Origin of the sequence: Solibacillus palustris, from assembly GCF_022549215.1 — a bacterium.
Classification (GTDB): Bacteria; Bacillota; Bacilli; order Bacillales_A; family Planococcaceae; genus Solibacillus; species Solibacillus daqui.
Genome location: NZ_JAKZFC010000006.1, coordinates 185839 through 204144, shown reverse-complemented (window position 1 = coordinate 204144; position 18306 = coordinate 185839). Strand labels below are relative to the sequence as shown.

Below are 18306 nucleotides of genomic sequence, written 5' to 3'. Positions count from 1 at the left end.
TTTTTCTAGCTAAATAACTGATTTTCATAATTTTCATTTACATCGGATGTAAGCGCTCTTTTTTTTCTAGATTAAAAAGGTTATAATGTAAGATGGATTTTAAAACAATACTATTTTTCTGGGGGGAAAAATAAGATGGCATACTTAGAAACTTTAGAAAAAAGTCTTTATTCTTTAGTAACTGAAACATCTACTAACTTACCAAAAGACGTTCGTCGCGCGATTAAAGCTGCCAAAGAAGCTGAAAACGCTGGTACTCGTGCAGCAATGACATTAGACACGATTACAACAAATATCGCAATGGCTGAAGACAATGTATCTCCAATCTGTCAAGATACTGGTCTACCAACATTTAAAGTATATACTCCGGTTGGCGTAAACCAAATTGAAATTAAAAAAGCAATCCAAACTGCAATCGCTGCAGCAACTGGCGATGCAAAATTACGTCCAAACTCAGTTGACTCTTTAACTGGGAAAAACTCAGGTACAAACATTGGCGCTGGTCTTCCAGTTGTGAAGTTTGAACAATGGGAAAACGACTACATCACAGTGAAGTTAATCTTAAAAGGTGGCGGCTGTGAAAACAAAAATATTCAATACTCTTTACCTACAGAATTAGAAGGTTTAGGCCGCGCTGGTCGTGACTTAGACGGTATCCGTAAATGTATTTTACACTCTGTATGGCAAGCACAAGGTCAAGGCTGTTCAGCTGGTTTCATCGGTGTTGGTATAGGTGGTGACCGCTCTTCTGGTTACGATCTTGCAAAAGAGCAATTATTCCGTCACGTTGAAGACGTAAATCCAATCGAAGACTTAGCTAAATTAGAAGACTATATCGTAGAAACTTCTAACACATTTGGCGTTGGTACAATGGGCTTCGGTGGTGAAGCAACATTACTGGGCTGTAAAATTGGCGTAATGGACCGCTTACCAGCATCATTCTTCGTATCAGTAGCGTACAACTGTTGGGCTTACCGTCGTATGGCAATTGATATCGATCCAGCGACTGGTGAAATTACAAACTGGCACTACCAAGAAGGCGAAAAAATCACGTTCAAAGACGAAGAAAAATCAGAAGCTAATGCTAGCAACAAAGTTGTTGAATTAGTTGCTCCAATTTCTGAAGAGCAAATTCGTTCACTAAACGTTGGTGACGTTGTTAAAATCTCTGGTCGTATGTACACTGGCCGTGACGCAATTCACCACCACTTAATCGGTGAAGGCGTTGAAGCTCCAGTAGACTTAGATGGTCAAATCATCTATCACTGTGGTCCAGTAATGGCAAAAGACGAAGCTGACAACTGGGTTGTGAAAGCAGCTGGTCCTACAACTTCTATTCGTGAGGAGCCATACCAAGGCGACATCATGAAAAAATTCGGTATCCGCGCTGTTATGGGTAAAGGCGGCATGGGCCCAAAAACATTAAAAGCTCTTGGCGAACACGGCGGCGTTTACTTAAACGCAATCGGTGGTGCTGCACAGTACTACGCAGACTGCATCAAATCAGTTGATGGCGTTGACTTAATTGAATTCGGTATTCCTGAAGCAATGTGGCACTTATCAGTTCAAGACTTTACAGCAGTAGTAACGATGGACTCTCATGGGAACTCTTTACACGCTGATGTAGAAAAATCTTCATTAGACAAATTAGCAATGCACGGTGAGCGTGTATTCTAATTTAAATAGACAACAGACTCGCTTGCAATTTGCGGCGAGTCTGTTTTTTTATAATGATTTAACACTCCCCTGTCTGCTATACTGAAAAAAATAGTAGTAGACAGGGGGATGTACGTGTTCATATTAAAATTACTAAACCTATTATTTATTGGTACGCAAATTTACTTTAGTTCAAAATACAAGTGGAAACATAGCCTTGCTATTGCACTGTTATTTACGCTTTATGTAATCTTCATTTTCCCTCACGTAACATTTCAATATATTTACCTCTATTTATGCTTATTTTTATGGTTATTGTTTGTTGCTGCGTTTTATCAGCGCGACAAGCTCTATCAATCACCAAAAAGTCGCACAGAACTTAAATGATTCTGTGCGACTTTTAATTTTCTATTATTGAACTAGTGGCGCTTTATCAGCCGATTCATTATAAATCGTTGTATCTAACTCGTTTGTTGCACGGCTTGATACGATACCAGAAACCATTGAACCACTAACGTTAAGCGCTGTACGCCCCATATCGATTAATGGTTCAACCGAAATTAAAATACCTGCTAATGCGATTGGTAAATCCATTGCTGATAAGACGATAATTGCCGCAAATGTCGCACCACCACCAACACCTGCTACACCAAATGAGCTAATGGCAACGATTAAAATTAATGTCGTGATAAAGCCTGGTGTTAAAGGATTAATTCCAACTGTTGGTGCAATCATCACCGCTAACATTGCTGGATATACTCCAGCACACCCGTTTTGTCCGATTGATAAACCGAACGAACCTGCAAAGTTAGCAATACCATCCGGAACACCAAACCGTTTTGTTTGTGTTTGGATATTAAGCGGTAACGCACCTGCACTTGAACGAGAAGTGAAAGCAAATAATAGTACTTCCGCAGATTTTTTTACATACTGTAATGGGCTTAAACCCGTTAATGCGACAATAATTAAGTGAATAATGAACATTGTAATTAACGCTACATATGAAGCTAATACGAACTTCCCTAAGTCCATAATTGCACCTAAGTCACTTGTTGCAACTGTACGTGCCATAATGGCTGCTACCCCGTAAGGAGTTAAACGTAAAATGATTCGAACAACACCCATAATTAAACCGTATAATGCGTCGATTCCTTTTTTTACGTTATCAGCCGTTTCTTGCTCTTTACGAAGAAGTGTTAAATAACTAAATCCTAGGAACGCTGCGAAAATTACAACACCGATTGTTGATGTCGCACGCGCACCAGTTAAATCAGAAAATGGGTTTGCCGGGAACATTGATAAAATTTGATCTGGTAAAGTTGTTACTTCCGCAGATTTTTCTACCATCGCTTCACCACGTGCTACTTCTGCATCCCCACTCATAATTTGGTTTGCATCTAAATCAAAGATTACTGTTGAAGCGATACCAATACTGGCTGCCAATGCTGTTGTACCGATTAATACAGATAAAATAATTGCTGCTGATTTACCAAAGTTTTTCCCAATTGTTACTTTCGTAAATGCCGCTAAAATCGAAATAAAAACTAAAGGCATTGAAATCATTTGTAGTAATTTCACATAACCAGAACCAACAATATTGTACCAAGGTATTGTTTCTGTTAGTGCCTCCGATTCAATTCCGTAAGCAAATTGTAAGCCTACACCAAGTAAAACCCCTAAACCTAAAGCGATAAATACACGATTTGAAAACTTAACATGCTTTGATTTAAGGAAATATAAAAATGCAATGACAATAAGTAACACTGCAACATTAAGTAAAACGAATAAATTCAATTTTTATCCCTCCAAAAAATTTTTATGTACTCCCTATATTAATCTATAATTCCTATAAGTCAAGTATGATTAATTTTAATCTTTTCTTTTTTTATTTACAAATGATCCCCATTAAATTATAATAATTCTAAATAAAAAATAATTATAAACTAAATGAAATTAATTATCAGTTGTTTTAACAATGATATTCATTATCAAGGAGGTACTTATGGGTAATTTTAATCGAGAAAATTTATCGTTAAATGAGAAAATAAATGAACATAAAGAATTGATTGCTGCGCTTGTTGCTGGGCTTATCATTTTAATTGCGTGGCGGATGGAATCTACTGGGCAAATGACCGCTGCCATTATGGCGTATTTATCTGCATTTGTCATTGGTGGCTATGCCAAAGCAAAAGAAGGTATTGAAGATACAATTGAAAATAAATCATTGAATGTCGAAATGTTGATGATTTTAGCTGCAATTGGTTCGGCCATTATCGGTTATTGGACAGAAGGAGCTATTTTAATTTTTATTTTTGCCCTTAGTGGTGCACTTGAAACCTATGCCATGAACAAAAGCCATAAAGAAATTTCTTCATTAATGGAATTACAACCTGAAGAGGCTTGGTTAGTACGTGGTGGATTTGAACCAATTAAAGTGTCAGTAAAAGAATTAAAAGTAAATGACCATATTTTAGTTAAACCAGGTGAACGTATCCCAGCAGATGGGACGATTTTCAAAGGTGTATCTACAGTCGATGAAGCAGCAATTACAGGTGAATCGATGCCCGTTTCAAAAAATATCGGTGATGATGCATTTGCCGGAACAGTAAATTTAAACGGGGTATTAACAATTACTGTAACAAAACCAAATTCAGAAACACTATTCCAAAAAATTATTACGCTTGTGCAATCAGCGCAAAGTGAAAAATCCCCTTCACAGCAATTTATCGAGCGCTTTGAAGGGCTATATGTTAAAGGCGTATTAATCACTGTAGCTTTAATGATGGTACTACCTCACTATTTACTAGATTGGGACTGGACGACAACATTTTACCGTGCCATGGTGTTATTAGTCGTAGCATCTCCTTGTGCACTCGTTGCCTCAATTATGCCAGCAACATTATCCGCTATATCTAATGGGGCAAAAAACGGGATTTTAGTAAAAGGTGGCGTGCATTTAGAACATTTAAGTTTACTACGTGTTTTAGCAGTTGATAAAACTGGTACGCTTACACAAGGTACTCCCGCTGTAACGGATTTTATCGTACGTGAAGGGTTACATGAATTAGACACATTAGCAGTGTTGGCAGGTATTGAAGCACAATCAAACCATCCACTAGCACGGGCCATTACAAAATATGCAAAAAAACAACAGATCGTTATTCCACACAATATCGAAATTGAGGATATTCCTGGTTTTGGATTAGAGGCTGTTTTTGAAGGTAATGCGTATTCAATTGGTAAACCTGAATTTGTTGGGAAAGAGCTAGCGAATAGCTTTCACAATGGGGCATTGCAACAATTAGCTCAAGATGGGAAAACAGTTGTCTTTTTAAAAGATGAACAAGGTATTGCTGCACTAGTCGCACTAAAAGATGTAGTTCGTGAAGAAGCAAAAAAAGCCGTTGCAGCTTTAAAAGAACTTGGCATCGATGTCTTAATGCTAACAGGTGACAATGAAACAACTGCAAAAGCAATCGCACAAGAAGCTACTGTCACAAGCTATGTAGCCGAATGCCTACCTGAAACAAAAGTAGAGCATATCAAAAAATATAAAGCAGATTTCGAACATGTTGGCATGGTTGGCGACGGAATTAACGACGCTCCTGCTCTAGCAACAGCATCAGTAGGTATTGCAATGGGTGGCGGTACAGACGTTGCCCTTGAAACAGCAGATGTAGTATTAATGAAAAATGACTTATCCAAAATTGCTTATGCGGTAAAGCTTTCACGTAAAATGCAGCGTATCGTTAAGCAAAATATTATTTTCTCACTAGCCGTCATTACCCTACTAATCATCTCAAATTTCTTCCAAGCGATTAGCTTACCATTTGGGGTTATCGGTCATGAAGGAAGTACAATTTTAGTTATTTTAAACGGATTACGCTTATTAAGTAAAAAAGTATAAAGAGCAAAAAGAGTGAATTCGATTGAAAATTTCAACCGAATCCACTCTTTTAAAATACTGGAGACTTTACGTCTTCTTTATTTTTGGCAAGTTGTCGTTTTTGAAACGTTGCATTTAGCAGGCCACCAAAAATTAACATCATCCCTGTAAAGTACAGCCACAACATTAAAATAATGACCCCTCCAATACTGCCATAGGTCGCGCTATAGTTACCAAAATTATTAATGTAAAACGAGAATCCGTAAGTGAGTACGAGCCATCCTAATGTAGCAAAAAAAACACCTGGAAATACACTCACAATTGTCAAACGAGGAACCGTATTTGGAACAATCCAGTACATTGCCATTAATAACAAAAAGATTAACGCAGGTGGTGTAATCCATCGAATAAATGTCCAAATTGTTTCAAATGATTCCGCAACACCAAAATAACTGAAAATAAGTTTACCAATTTGCAGACCGAATACAGGTAAAACAAGCGCCATTAAAATAACTGCTACTAATGAAATCGTAAAAAATAAAGACCAAATTCGATTCATAAAACCGGCTTTACCTTCTACGCCATAAGCACGGTTCAATGCCTTCATGAGCGCATCTACACCTTTAGAAGCAGACCATACTGTACCAATAACCCCGATTGAAAGTAACCCACTATTTTGACTGCTCAGTACCTCTATTAATGTCCCTTCAATAAGGCTATACACCTCATCTGGCATAATATTACTTAAAAAATCAAAAACTTGTCCCCGCTCTAAATTTAAATATGGTAAAAGCGTTACCATAATAATAAACATTGGAAAAAATGATAATAAGAAAAAGAAAGCTAACTGTGCACCCATTCCCGACATATCAGCGTTTTTTGTACGGTGTATTAAATCTTGAAAAAAGCCCTTTGTTGTTAATATATCGATTTGAGTTGGATCAGTTACTACGAATGATTTTATGAGCGCCAACGTTTCATTTTGTTGTCTTTTGTTTGTCATCTAGCCACCACCCTAATGGTTATTAGCTTAGTTGATCGTCCTTTTTTGAGAACGCATTCATCGTCTCAGAAACCATACTTAGAATTGTTGTCGGCATTTGTTGAATATCACTTTGTATTAGTGCTTGTACATTGCTATTCACTGCGCCATAAAGCGATTGCATCTGTTCTGCTTTTGACTCAACTAATACCTTAAGTTCTTCATGATTTTCAGCATAATAAGCAACAGTATCTTTCGCTTTTTTCGCTGTTTCTACAGTATGTTCTCGCGTTTGCCTATCTAACATGCTGATTGCTGCTCCAACAACTGCTCCAATCGCGATGAATGGTAACAATTTACTTTTCATTTAAAACCTCTCCTTTGTACATGCTTGCATAATCCATTTCAAATTTCCTGTAAAACTAATTAATTTCATTTTAACGAATGTTACCCAATTTTTAAAGTATTCATCCCACTTTAACTTGATTCAGCGAGGTTTTCAACCTAGCTGAATAGGGGAACACAGGCTAAGAACGCCGCGTCGTACGGCAACGCCTGAGTGACCAACATCGTGTTGGCCCAAGCCCCCGGCGGATGTCACAGATTTTTTAGATGAAATTTAAAGAGGAAGTCAGCCTAAAGACGTCACATCGTGTGACAACGGCTGACTGACCCACGTCCTGTGGCCCCGAAAAAATCTGGACGCAATTACGCCAAGGCGTAATTGAATAGGTTGACAAGTTGCTCCGTGCATGAAATGATGGTTTCGTATACTTTGAAAGGCAGGGCAACTAATTATGGACTTATCCAATCCAACACAAGAAAATGTCGCTTATATGATCGAACAAATTAAAGACAAACTTCGTATGGCGAATGGCGATGCAATGCAATCAGAAGCATTCGACGAAAACAAATACGAAGATCTACAATATTTATATGAAATGGTGATGAAACGCGATTCCTTTAGCCCAAGCGAAATGAACGCAATTGTCGCTGAATTAGGTTCACTACGTAAATAATCATCGAAAAAGCTCGTCGATAATTCGACGAGCTTTTATATTATTCCCTAGGAAATAGTAGTTATTTATTTAATTCTACAGCAATTTTCGCGCCAATAACTGCATTATTTTTCACTAATGCGATATTTGCGTCTAATGATTTACCTTCTGTTAACTCTTTTACCTTACCTAATAAGAAAGGCGTTACATTTTTACCTGCAATACCGTTAGCCTCAGCTTCTTTTAATGCATTTTCGATAATGTTAGTAATAAAGCTTGCTTCTATTGAATCTTCAACTGGAATTGGGTTAGCAATTAATGCACCCCCACGTAAGCCTAAATCCCATTTCGTACGTAAAATTGACGCTGTTTCTTCTGGTGAATCAGAACGGAAGTTTACATCGAAGTCGCTTTCACGTGTGTAGAATGCTGGTAACTTATCAGTGCCATAACCGATTACTGGTACGCCTTTTGTTTCTAAATATTCTAATGTAAGCCCGATATCTAAAATTGATTTTGCCCCAGCACATACAACAGCTACGTTAGTCATTGCTAATTCTTCTAAGTCAGCAGAAATGTCCATTGTTGTTTCTGCACCGCGGTGAACTCCACCAATACCGCCCGTTACGAACAACTCAATCCCTGCTAATTCAGCGCAAATCATTGTAGCTGCTACTGTTGTTGCGCCCATTTTTTTCGTTGCAAGTAAGTAACCGATATCACGACGAGATGCTTTTGCAACACCTTGAGCGTTACCAAACATTTCTAATTCTTCGTCTGATAAACCAATTTTAATTTGGCCATCGATTAATGCGATTGTAGCTGGCACTGCACCGCCATCACGAATAATTTGCTCTACTTCACGAGCTGTTTTTACGTTTTGTGGGTACGGCATACCATGTGAGATGATTGTTGATTCTAAAGCTACGATTGGTAAGCCTTTCTCTTTTGCTTCTAATACCTCTTGAGAATATGATAAGTATTGTTTCATTATAAATTCCTCCAATTAGTTAAGTTATTTTTAGTTAAATCTGGGCGAACAGTTTTGTCCGATTGTAATGTTTTTGATGCATTAATTAATCCTAGCTGAACTGATTCTTCTAATGTTTCATTGTTTAACATGCCATGTAAATATGCACTTACAAATGCATCACCTGCACCAGTTACATCCACAATATCTTCAGTAACAACTGCTTTGAAATGCGTGATGTTATTTGCATGCCCTGCCATTACACCTTGGCCCCCTAATGTAAGCAGCACATACTCTACTCCTTTTTCGAGTAATCCTTGCACTGCTTGCTCATATTGCTCAAACGTCTCTACTTTTTGTTGCAAGTAGGCTTCAGCTTCATCTCGATTACAAATTAGATAATTCACACCTTGCAAATCTTTTGGCATACGTGACATTTTGGGTGATGATACCGGAACAATCGCTAAAATAATATTGTGCTGAGTAGCAAAATCTTTTACATATTGCACCGTTTCAAGTGGGCAATTCAAATCAATAATGATGCAGCTTGCATTTTGCAAAGTCGCTTCACATTGCTTGAGTACACTTGGAGTTAACTTATCGTAAATAGCCATGTTAGCCATTGCGATAACAAGCTCACCAGTGTGATCTAAAACTGCTGTATATGAACCAGTAGATTCATCTTTTACCTTTTCCACCAAATCAAAATTAATATAAGTATTGCTTGACTGCTCAATTAATAATCCGTCATGGTCTTCACCAAGTGTCGTTAATAGTGACACAAAGTTACCCAGTCGCCCTAAATTTTCTGCAATGTTTCGTGCTACGCCGCCAACACTTTCAGATACAGATGCTGGATTAGAAGTTCCTAACTGTGTGTCGCCCTCAATCGAAAATTTTCGGTCGACATTTGCACCACCAATTGCAATAATTTGATTCTTTTCAGGTAAAACATAAGCACGACCAATTATTTCTCCTCGTTTAATTAACGATGAAATCGTATTTGCTAGAGCTGGCCTTGACATACCTAATTGCTCTGCCATTTCTTGTTGTGATAAATAAGGATTTTTTTTAATTAGCTGAAACACTAATTTTCCTTTTTCATTCAATAGCCTCACCTCACAAATAAACATTTGTTTGTAATTATAAACTTTTGTTTAATAGATGTCAAAAAAAAAATTGCTCAGATATCCGTTTCCGAGCAATTTTTTGCGCCGAGTATTGAAGCTACTGATTATAGATGCATTGGCACACATTATTACAGCTCATTCATCTATCTTCTGACCACTGCCGTAAGCCGATAATTCACACTTAAAACAGAAGGGGCTGCGCGAACAGTATTTACTTTTAGCGCAGTGCTTCGTTCGTGTATTAATTATCCGCTGCAGGCGGTGCTTCTGCGGTGGTCGAAATAAAAGAACGAATGCTAAAACCGTCACTTCCTGTGACAACGCATTCATGACTAGCTTCGTGCTAGCCTCCATCCTCGGCGCAAAGTAGGGGGTGTCCCAGAATCACTTCTCGGACACCCCCTACTTTACTATTCAACGATTACTTCTCCTGCTTCGGTTACACGTGGTTGTACGAGTACTTCAACTCGGCGGTTCTTTGCACGCCCTTCTTCTGTGTCATTTGAAGCAATTGGGCTATATTCCCCAAAGCCTTTTACACTGAAGTATTTTGGGTCTAATTCTTTGTTTCCAGCGACAACTTCCTTCATGAAATTAACCGCACGCATAACAGATAAATCCCAGTTAGAATCAAATTCGTTTGTATTGATTGGTACATTGTCTGTATGCCCTGTAATAACAATATTACGTGGCGGATTGAACATTAATAACTTTGATAATTCATCTGCAATAGAATCGTATTCAGCTTTTACATCTGCTCGACCTGTATCGAACAATACGCTATCACGAATCGTAATCAATAAACCTTCTTCAGTTAATTTTGTTTCGAATTGTTTTTCTAATTCATTAACTGCAATAAACTCATCCACTCGGTTTTGCGATTCTTTTAAACGTTCTTGGTCCTCCATATATTTAGAGGCACCTGATTGAATATTAGAAGATGAGCCATTTGGTGTTTGTATAACTGCTGGATTGTCCATTACACCTGTGCCACTCGTAAAAATGTCATTGAACACGGCAGACAATTGATTTAACTTATTTTGGTCAACCGTACTTGATGCAAACAGTACGATAAAAAGCGCTAATAGCAGCGTTAAAATATCCGCATAAGGCACTAGCCAGGATTCATCCATGTGCTCCTCATGCTTCTTATGTTTTTTATGCTTCTTTGCCAAGGCCACCCGCCCCGCTTTCCGTAATTTGCTTACGTTCTTCCATTGTTAAGTACGAAGCTAATTTTTGTTCAATTACACGAGGTGCTTCACCTTCTAATACTGATAAAATTCCTTCAACCATCATATACTTTTGCTTTACTTCTATAGATGATTTACGCTTTAATTTGTTCGCAAATGGATGCCATAAAACGTACCCTGTGAAAATACCAAGTAATGTTGCCACGAACGCAGCTGAGATGGCATGTCCTAGTTTATCAATATCGGACATATCTTTTAAGGCAGCAATAAGACCAATTACCGCACCTAATACCCCTAGCGTTGGAGCGTATGTACCAGCTTGCGAGAAAATCCCCGCCCCTGAAGCATGGCGGTCTTCCATTGCTTCTACTTCTTCTGTTAACACATCGCGAATGTAGTCAGCGTTTTGACCATCGATCGCTAATGTTAAACCATTTTTTAAGAATGGATCTTCAATTTCAGCCGCTTTACTTTCAAGCGCTAATAATCCTTCACGGCGAGCTAAATCTGCCCATTGTGAAAACATTTTAATTAAATCAATATCACTCGCTAATTTTGTTTCTGTAAATAAAATTTTGAAAAGCTTTGGAACTCTTTTTAATTCCTTCATTGGGAATGCGATTGTTACAGCGGCAATTGTACCAAAAATGATAATTAAAATTGCAGCAGGGTTGATTAATACTTCAGGACCTACGCCTTTTAAAAACATCCCTACTAATAGGGCTACAAAGGCAATAATTATCCCAACAAGTGATGAAATATCCATTATGTAGTACCTCCAAATTACTATGTCTTTTCTTATTTCGGTCTATTTAACTTTTTGTTAACTTCCTATACACTAGTATAAAGGCAAAAAATATTTTTTTCGACGCATTATTGGATTTTTCTGTTCTTTTCAGTAATTTTGATTATAATGTATCAAAAAAAACCAATTTTATTATTCAATTATCGGAGGAATGATTCAAATGAACTCAAATTTTGAAAGAAATTTAGCAAATTATGCTGAATTAGCAGTAAAAATAGGCGTTAATATCCAGCCAAATCAATATTTATACATTGCTGCTTCAATCGAGGCTGCACCATTTGTTCAAAAAGTTACTAAAATTGCCTATGAAAATGGCGCAAAACAAGTATTTGTCGACTATACAGATGATATTATTGCACGCACTCGTTATGAACTAGCTCAAGAAGATAGTTTTGATTTCTTCCCTCCCTGGAAAGTTCAGGAACGTGAATGGTTAGCAGAACAAGGTGCAGCATTTATGAGCATTGTTTCTCAAAGCCCTGATTTACTTTCAGGAATTGATTCTAATAAAATTGCAAGCGCTCAAAAAGCAGCTGGTATGGCTTTAAATAAATACCGACAATATGTACAAGCCGATAAAATTAGCTGGACTGTTATCGCAGCACCTTCAGAACAATGGGCTAGCAAGGTATTCCCAGATTTGCCCAAAGAAAAACAAGTCGATGCACTATGGGATGCGATTTTCAAAGCGACTCGTTCTGACTTAGAAAACCCTGTAAAAGCATGGGCAATTCACAACGATAACTTACACGAAAAAGTAGATTACTTAAACGAAAAAAACTATGCAAAATTACATTACACAGCACCAGGCACAGATTTAACAATTGAGCTTCCTAAAGGTCATTTATGGTGTGGAGCTGGCAGCGTGAATGAAAAAGGCGACGAATTCATGGCAAATATGCCAACAGAAGAAGTGTTCACAGTACCTCATAAAGACGGTGTAAACGGGTATGTATCAAGCACAAAACCACTTAGCTACGGTGGTAACATTATCGACAATTTCAAAATCACATTCGAAAATGGACGCATTGTAAACGTTGAAGCAGAGCAAGGAGAAGAAGTTCTTAAAAACTTAGTGGCTACTGATGAAGGCTCTCACTACTTAGGCGAAGTTGCATTAGTTCCATTCCAATCACCAATTTCGCAATCGAATATTTTATTCTACAACACATTATTCGATGAAAATGCATCAAACCACTTAGCAATCGGTAGTGCTTATGCATTCTGTTTAGAAGGTGGCAAAACGATGTCACGTGAAGATTTATTAGCAAATGGCTTAAATCAAAGTATTACACATGTTGACTTTATGATTGGCTCTGACAAAATGAATATTGATGGTATTACAGCAGCAGGTACGGCTGAACCTGTATTCCGTAACGGGAACTGGGCATTTTAATTGAATCCGAAATTTCAAGATGTCGCCATATTTACAATTTATTCTACATTAAAACCATAAAATCCCCTACAATGTTCCAATTCGTTAGGTTATAATTGGATAATGATTCTTATTATATTGCAGAGAGGAGTTTTATGATGTTTGATCACCGTCATCCATTTTTATCTGATTACTACACGTTAGTATTTGGATTCTCTATCGTTCTTATTGTTTTCCTAGTTATGTTCATTCAATATTTACGTATGGGGTTACAATCTCACGAATCTGTCGTAGTAGATTCAAAAGCTGGTACGTTCGCTTCAAACGAAAAATCAAACGATGGACACCACCATCATTAAAATTTTTCACAACCGCTCATATATAAAAGGGCGGTTGTTTTTTTTTTTGCTTTTTTCGACATAAGTTCGCTTTATTTTTATTAAAATTCTCATTAAATATGTCAATTAATTTGAATTATCTAAATTATATTTTAAAATAAGTAGAAATCGAAAGGGGATTAAAAATTATGTCAGCTTTACAATCAATTTTAGAATATAACCAACAATTTGTTGAAGAGAAACAATATGAAGTGTATGCAACGACAAAATACCCTGATAAGAGAATTGTTATTTTATCGTGTATGGATACGCGTTTAGTAGAATTATTACCAAAAGCAATGAATTTACGTAATGGTGATGTGAAGGTTGTCAAAAGTGCTGGAGCCATCGTCAATCACCCATTCGGTGGGATTATGCGTAGCTTACTTGTTGCGGTATACGAATTAAAAGCAGACGAAGTATATATTATCGGGCACTACGATTGCGGAATGAGTGCCGTTGATCCAGACGTAATGGTTGGCCACATGTTAGAACGAGGGGTAAAGCAAGAAACAATCGATATTTTAAATTATGCTGGTGTTAATTTAGACCAGTGGCTACGTGGTTTTGGCGATGTCAAAACAAGTGTACTAAAAAGTGTGGATTTAGTAAGAAGTCACCCTCTAATGCCAGCTGGTGTACCAGTGCACGGCTTAGTTATTGATCCAGAGACAGGCAAGTTAGACTTAGTAACTGACGGCAATAAAGCATAAAAAACCTTTAACTGCTCTAATCATTAAATAACACAAACGCGGCTGAACTATTTTCAGCCGCGTTTTTTTAATTCATTTTTTTATATTCATCCTGCAAAATAGCATACATATAATGATCAACCCACACCCCGTTAATAAATAGCAATTGTCTAAGTAGACCCTCGCGAGTAAAGCCTGATTTTTCTAATACCTTAATCGATGCTATATTTTGCGGCGCTACATACGCTTCAATCCGATGAATATTTAACCTATTAAAGCCAAATTCCAACAATAAACGAACAGCCTCAGTCGTAATTCCACGACCGATATAACGTTCATCCATCGAGTAGCCTACAAAGCAACTTGAGTATGGTAAACGCTTAATCGAGTACAAAGAAATATGCCCAATGAGTCGCTGGCTACCATGATCAAAAATGCCAAATGAAAATTCCCGATTCGCCTGAAGAAGTTGAAGACTTTCTAAAATCTTTTGATATTGAGCCCCTTCTGTATAAAACTCTTCTCGATGCAATGGTTCATAAGTAGACCAAAAAAATTTATTGTCTGCTAACAGTTGAGCTAATGCTCTTGCATCAGATGGTGTAAACGTACGTAACGAACAGTTTTGACCTGTAAGTTGTACCATTGGACCCTCCTTCTTTTTTAAAAAGTTAAATAGGCTTCCCACATTGATTCACCTTCAATATTACATAAACTTTTTTCCGAGATCATCATTTTGACTTTTTCTTTTTGACCTTGTTCTTTTTCGCTTGAGCTACCACAGCTTCCCCTGTTGTTGCTACTTCTTCATGCTCTGCTGCTTCTATTTCTTCTTGCTGCTTTTCTAATACATTTGTAATGTGTAAACCACGACGTGCCACTTCTTTTTCGATATGTGCCATTACTTCTTTTAATACTTGTACGCGTGCATACAGTTTATTATTCCCAGGAATTAAACACCACGGTGCATTTTCTGTATCCGTTTTTGCAAACATTTCGTCTGCGGCTTCACAATATAAGCCAAATTTTTCACGGTTACGCCAGTCTTCATCTGTTAGTTTCCAAGCTTTGTACGGATCATGTGCACGTTCATTGAAACGTTTTAATTGCTCATCTTCATCAATATGAATCCAGAATTTAATCATGATGTAATCTTCATCTGTTAATTGCTTTTCAAAGTCATTAATTTCACCGTAAGCACGTTTCCAATCTTTCTCTGTAGCAAAACCTTCTATACGTTCTACTAAGACACGCCCATACCAAGAGCGGTCAAAAATTGCGATTTGCCCGTGCTGGGGGAGCTTTCTCCAGAAACGGTGCATATAGTGGTGACGTTTCTCATGAGGCTGTGGTGCAGAAATGGGTGTTACAAGTAATCCTCGTGGGTCAACACGCTCTGTTAAACGCTTAATGGCGCCCCCTTTCCCTGCTGCATCCATTCCTTCAAATACAATGATTAAACCGATTTTGTTATTAAATAAAAACTGCTGTGCATTTAGTATTTCATATTGCAACATTTTAATTTTCTTTTTATACATTTTTTTGTCTAATTCTAATGATAAATCCAATTCTTTTAATTTCTTCATTTATTATACCCTCCTAAATATTGCTACTTCCATTTTACTTGAAAGCGTATAGAATTGGTAATCGATTATGTAATGAATTAAAGTGGCTATAAAGATACCTACTTCGGTTCCTTTCTATTACAAATAAAAAAACGTGAAAAGCTTGTAAAATAAGCCTTCACGTTTTTCTATATATACTAGTCTTCCAAAGAAGTTAAAATAATTGGCTCACCTTGAGTAACGATAATTGAGTGTTCAATTTGAGCTACTAATGATTTATCGGGCGTTACAAATGTCCAGCCATCCCCTGATTCAACGATATGTTCAGCCTTTGCAGAAATGAAAGGTTCTACTGCTAATACCATACCTTCTTTCATTAATTGGCTATCAGATGGGTCATAATAGTTTAATACGTGGTTTGGTGCTTCGTGTAAAGATTTCCCTAAACCATGCCCAGTTAAGTTCATAATCACAGTTAAACCGTTTGCATATGCCTCACGCTCAACCGCTTTACCAATTTGGTTTAACTTTGAACCTGCCTTTACTTTTGTCATTGCACGATCAAAAGCAGATTTGGCTACTGCACAAAGTCTTTCTTTTTCTTCATAACCTTCACCTACTACAAAAGAAATCCCTGTATCTGCAAAATAACCATCTAAAGAGCCTGATACGTCGATGTTTACGATATCACCTTCTTGTATCACTTTGCTACCTGGAATACCGTGTGCAACTTCGTGGTTTACTGAAATACATGTATATCCAGGGAAATCATATTCGCCTTTTGGACCTGAAATAGCCCCTACCTCTGCAAACATACGACCTGCAATTTCATCTAACTCTTTTGTTGTAACACCAGGTACTGTCGCAGCTTTCATCGCTTCACGAATTTCAGCACAAATGCGTCCGATTTTTTTAAACGCTTGAATTTCTTCTTGAGTTGTAACAATCATGTGTAACTTCCTTCCTCTTAAAACTCTACCCCTAACTATAACATACTTAAAAATCATTATACGAATAAACGCTTCAATAAAACAACTGTTTACGCAGGTTAATCTAAAGAATAAAAAAGGAGATAATTCATGATTAAAGTGGATGCCATGCAACCGATTTCTATTTATTTAATAACAGACCTCTGCCCCTTTTTCGTAATCATTTCTTTAGCAATTTATGCCCTCGCACACAACAATAGAGCTATCGAAAACCGATGAATTTTTCTACCGCTTATTGGCAACTTAATAATGTTCATTCATGCCATTCTTGCAACGTTTATCATGACGTTATCAGCATCCGATTTCCATCAAACGGTCATATTGTTCAATCGTCAAAGTTTTCTTTATATTACTAACATTGTGCAATTAACTAACAAAAAATGGAATAAGTGCATTCTACTTATTTTCGGCGGGCTACGACATGACCGCATGTAAGGCCCGCCAAATTAAAATGTTACTATCCTCTATATAGTAAAAAGAGTCCGATGTTACCGCTTGCGTTATCGCGAGGCGGCGGGGATGAATAAAATATGTCGCTGTTTACGATATAGTAGCTTTAATTAAAAGTTAGCTCTGTAAATAAAAATTAGCTATCTTGCTTTGCGACGAAAGCGTAGCGACAGGAGCACATTTCTTAGGGCTGACTCCTTGGGGATAAAACGGACGCGGAAAATCCACTATATGCTTGCCGCCGTAGTGGCAAGCATATAGTTAGTTGAAGCGCCCCCAGGAAAGCATGCCCCGTAGCGTAGCAGAACGAACTATATTATCTGCATGTACTTCACTCTAAATTTTGTATTAGAAAATGCTCATTATGAGTATTATATGAATTTACGGCGTGTTTGATCCTATGGCTTAATTTGCATTTTTTGTCTTCTTGTATAGCTCGTCAAGTCGGATAATGATGCATGGTACGAAATTATTCCTTTATTTAATATTACAGATATGAAAATGTAAGGCGATAGACTCAAAAATAAAGTATTAAATGAAAAAAGGTGTAGTTCGCTATTTGAACTACACCTTTTGTACTTATTTAAATGTTTGTAATAACCTTGGTGCTGTTGTAAATAACAACACAGCAATTAACGCAGTCAAAATTGTTGCCGGTAGCATGTATGAACCATTATAGATAATTGAATAAATCCAAACATTATCATCACCAGCATATTCTTTAAAGAACACCACACCCGCAAGTAAATGCGAAATAAAACGTAATGATCCTCCTAATAGTGCACCAAGTACAATATAAATTGTCATTTTCTTTTTATCTACGCTTTTTGCTGCCTGTAATAATGGTTTACGGATCACTGCAACCAATCCTACTACTGTAAAAGCAAGACCATAATCTAAAATTGCCTGGAACCAGTGTACAATATAACCGCCAAACATTATTTGTAATACGCCAATAATAAGACCTGTCGCAAGCCCAGCAGTTAATCCCCAACGAATCGCCATCAGCATAATTGGTAACATCACAAAGCTAATCGAACCACCTTGTGCCCACAATTTAAATGAAAATTGATCTAACACAATTCCGATACCTGCAAATATGGCAATTTCAACCAGCATTAATAATTTCTTTTTGTCCATAACAAAGCTCCTTTCTTTTTCCGATGTAACAGAAGTTAAAGAAGGAATAGAAAAGCAAAAAAAAAGCAATAATTAGGATAAAATCCTAACCATTGCTT

18 protein-coding genes are annotated in these 18306 nt (G+C 37.2%); 7 read left to right on the top strand and 11 right to left on the bottom strand.

The annotated features are described in order from the left end of the window. Positions 1–135: 135 nt before the first annotated feature. Both LZ480_RS15255 and LZ480_RS15250 read left to right on the top strand, forming a co-directional pair. Complete coding sequence (locus LZ480_RS15255; RefSeq protein ID WP_241370403.1) at positions 136–1677, top strand: fumarate hydratase; 1542 nt, start codon at positions 136–138, stop codon at positions 1675–1677. 114 nt (positions 1678–1791) lie between these two features. Beyond that, on the top strand, positions 1792–2043 hold the full coding sequence (locus LZ480_RS15250) for a hypothetical protein (RefSeq protein ID WP_241370402.1): 252 nt from the start codon (positions 1792–1794) through the stop codon (positions 2041–2043). A gap of 24 nt (positions 2044–2067) precedes the next feature. Here the strand turns inward: LZ480_RS15250 and LZ480_RS15245 are convergent, their stop codons facing one another. Next, on the bottom strand, positions 2068–3450 hold the full coding sequence (locus tag LZ480_RS15245) for an L-cystine transporter (protein ID WP_241370401.1): 1383 nt from the start codon (positions 3448–3450) through the stop codon (positions 2068–2070). Between the two features lie 208 nt (positions 3451–3658). On the opposite strand from LZ480_RS15245, the gene LZ480_RS15240 reads away from it, so the two are divergent. Continuing rightward, positions 3659–5563 carry a heavy metal translocating P-type ATPase gene (locus tag LZ480_RS15240; RefSeq protein ID WP_241370400.1) on the top strand — a complete coding sequence of 635 codons (1905 nt, stop codon included), beginning with the start codon at positions 3659–3661 and terminating at the stop codon, positions 5561–5563. A 49-nt stretch (positions 5564–5612) separates the two neighbouring features. On the opposite strand, the gene LZ480_RS15235 is transcribed toward LZ480_RS15240, so the two are convergent. Beyond that, positions 5613–6545, bottom strand: a complete 933-nt coding sequence (locus tag LZ480_RS15235; protein ID WP_241370399.1) for a YihY/virulence factor BrkB family protein — start codon at positions 6543–6545, stop codon at positions 5613–5615. Positions 6546–6567: 22 nt separating this feature from the next. Further along, entirely contained in the window at positions 6568–6891 is a 324-nt protein-coding gene (locus LZ480_RS15230; RefSeq protein ID WP_241370398.1) for a YtxH domain-containing protein, read from the bottom strand. 430 nt (positions 6892–7321) lie between these two features. Between LZ480_RS15230 and LZ480_RS15225 the strand changes: the two genes are divergently transcribed. Continuing rightward, entirely contained in the window at positions 7322–7543 is a 222-nt protein-coding gene (locus LZ480_RS15225; protein ID WP_241370397.1) for a DUF1128 domain-containing protein, read from the top strand. 61 nt (positions 7544–7604) lie between these two features. Here the strand turns inward: LZ480_RS15225 and LZ480_RS15220 are convergent, their stop codons facing one another. The 4 genes from LZ480_RS15220 to motA all read right to left on the bottom strand — a co-directional run bounded on the left by LZ480_RS15220 (position 7605) and on the right by motA (position 11581). Continuing rightward, positions 7605–8513: a pseudouridine-5'-phosphate glycosidase gene (locus LZ480_RS15220; protein WP_241370396.1), complete on the bottom strand. Its 909-nt coding sequence runs from the start codon at positions 8511–8513 to the stop codon at positions 7605–7607. Then, positions 8513–9601 carry a PfkB family carbohydrate kinase gene (locus tag LZ480_RS15215; RefSeq protein WP_241370395.1) on the bottom strand — a complete coding sequence of 363 codons (1089 nt, stop codon included), beginning with the start codon at positions 9599–9601 and terminating at the stop codon, positions 8513–8515. Before LZ480_RS15215 ends, LZ480_RS15220 begins: the two co-directional genes overlap by 1 nt. Before the next feature lie 431 nt (positions 9602–10032). After that, on the bottom strand, positions 10033–10797 hold the full coding sequence (motB, locus tag LZ480_RS15210) for a flagellar motor protein MotB (RefSeq protein ID WP_241370394.1): 765 nt from the start codon (positions 10795–10797) through the stop codon (positions 10033–10035). Further along, the gene (motA, locus tag LZ480_RS15205) at positions 10781–11581 is read right to left on the bottom strand and encodes a flagellar motor stator protein MotA (RefSeq protein ID WP_241370393.1); all 801 of its coding nucleotides are present in this window, start codon (positions 11579–11581) and stop codon (positions 10781–10783) included. Before motA ends, motB begins: the two co-directional genes overlap by 17 nt. A 199-nt stretch (positions 11582–11780) precedes the next feature. Between motA and LZ480_RS15200 the strand changes: the two genes are divergently transcribed. The 3 genes from LZ480_RS15200 to LZ480_RS15190 all read left to right on the top strand — a co-directional run bounded on the left by LZ480_RS15200 (position 11781) and on the right by LZ480_RS15190 (position 14085). Further along, positions 11781–13016, top strand: a complete 1236-nt coding sequence (locus LZ480_RS15200; RefSeq protein WP_241370392.1) for an aminopeptidase — start codon at positions 11781–11783, stop codon at positions 13014–13016. Between the two features lie 134 nt (positions 13017–13150). Next, a complete protein-coding gene (locus tag LZ480_RS15195; RefSeq protein WP_241370391.1) occupies positions 13151–13354 on the top strand; it encodes a hypothetical protein in 204 nt (67 codons plus the stop codon). A gap of 167 nt (positions 13355–13521) precedes the next feature. Then, entirely contained in the window at positions 13522–14085 is a 564-nt protein-coding gene (locus LZ480_RS15190; protein WP_241370390.1) for a beta-class carbonic anhydrase, read from the top strand. 67 nt (positions 14086–14152) lie between these two features. Here the strand turns inward: LZ480_RS15190 and LZ480_RS15185 are convergent, their stop codons facing one another. From LZ480_RS15185 to thiT, 4 genes are all read right to left on the bottom strand, one after another. Continuing rightward, positions 14153–14710, bottom strand: a complete 558-nt coding sequence (locus LZ480_RS15185) for a GNAT family N-acetyltransferase (RefSeq protein ID WP_241370389.1) — start codon at positions 14708–14710, stop codon at positions 14153–14155. 85 nt (positions 14711–14795) lie between these two features. Then, on the bottom strand, positions 14796–15650 hold the full coding sequence (locus tag LZ480_RS15180; protein ID WP_241370388.1) for a polyphosphate kinase: 855 nt from the start codon (positions 15648–15650) through the stop codon (positions 14796–14798). A 176-nt stretch (positions 15651–15826) separates the two neighbouring features. Further along, positions 15827–16579: a type I methionyl aminopeptidase gene (map, locus tag LZ480_RS15175; RefSeq protein WP_241370387.1), complete on the bottom strand. Its 753-nt coding sequence runs from the start codon at positions 16577–16579 to the stop codon at positions 15827–15829. Positions 16580–17647: 1068 nt separating this feature from the next. Then, the gene (gene thiT, locus LZ480_RS15170) at positions 17648–18208 is read right to left on the bottom strand and encodes an energy-coupled thiamine transporter ThiT (RefSeq protein ID WP_241370386.1); all 561 of its coding nucleotides are present in this window, start codon (positions 18206–18208) and stop codon (positions 17648–17650) included. Positions 18209–18306 lie beyond the last annotated feature (98 nt).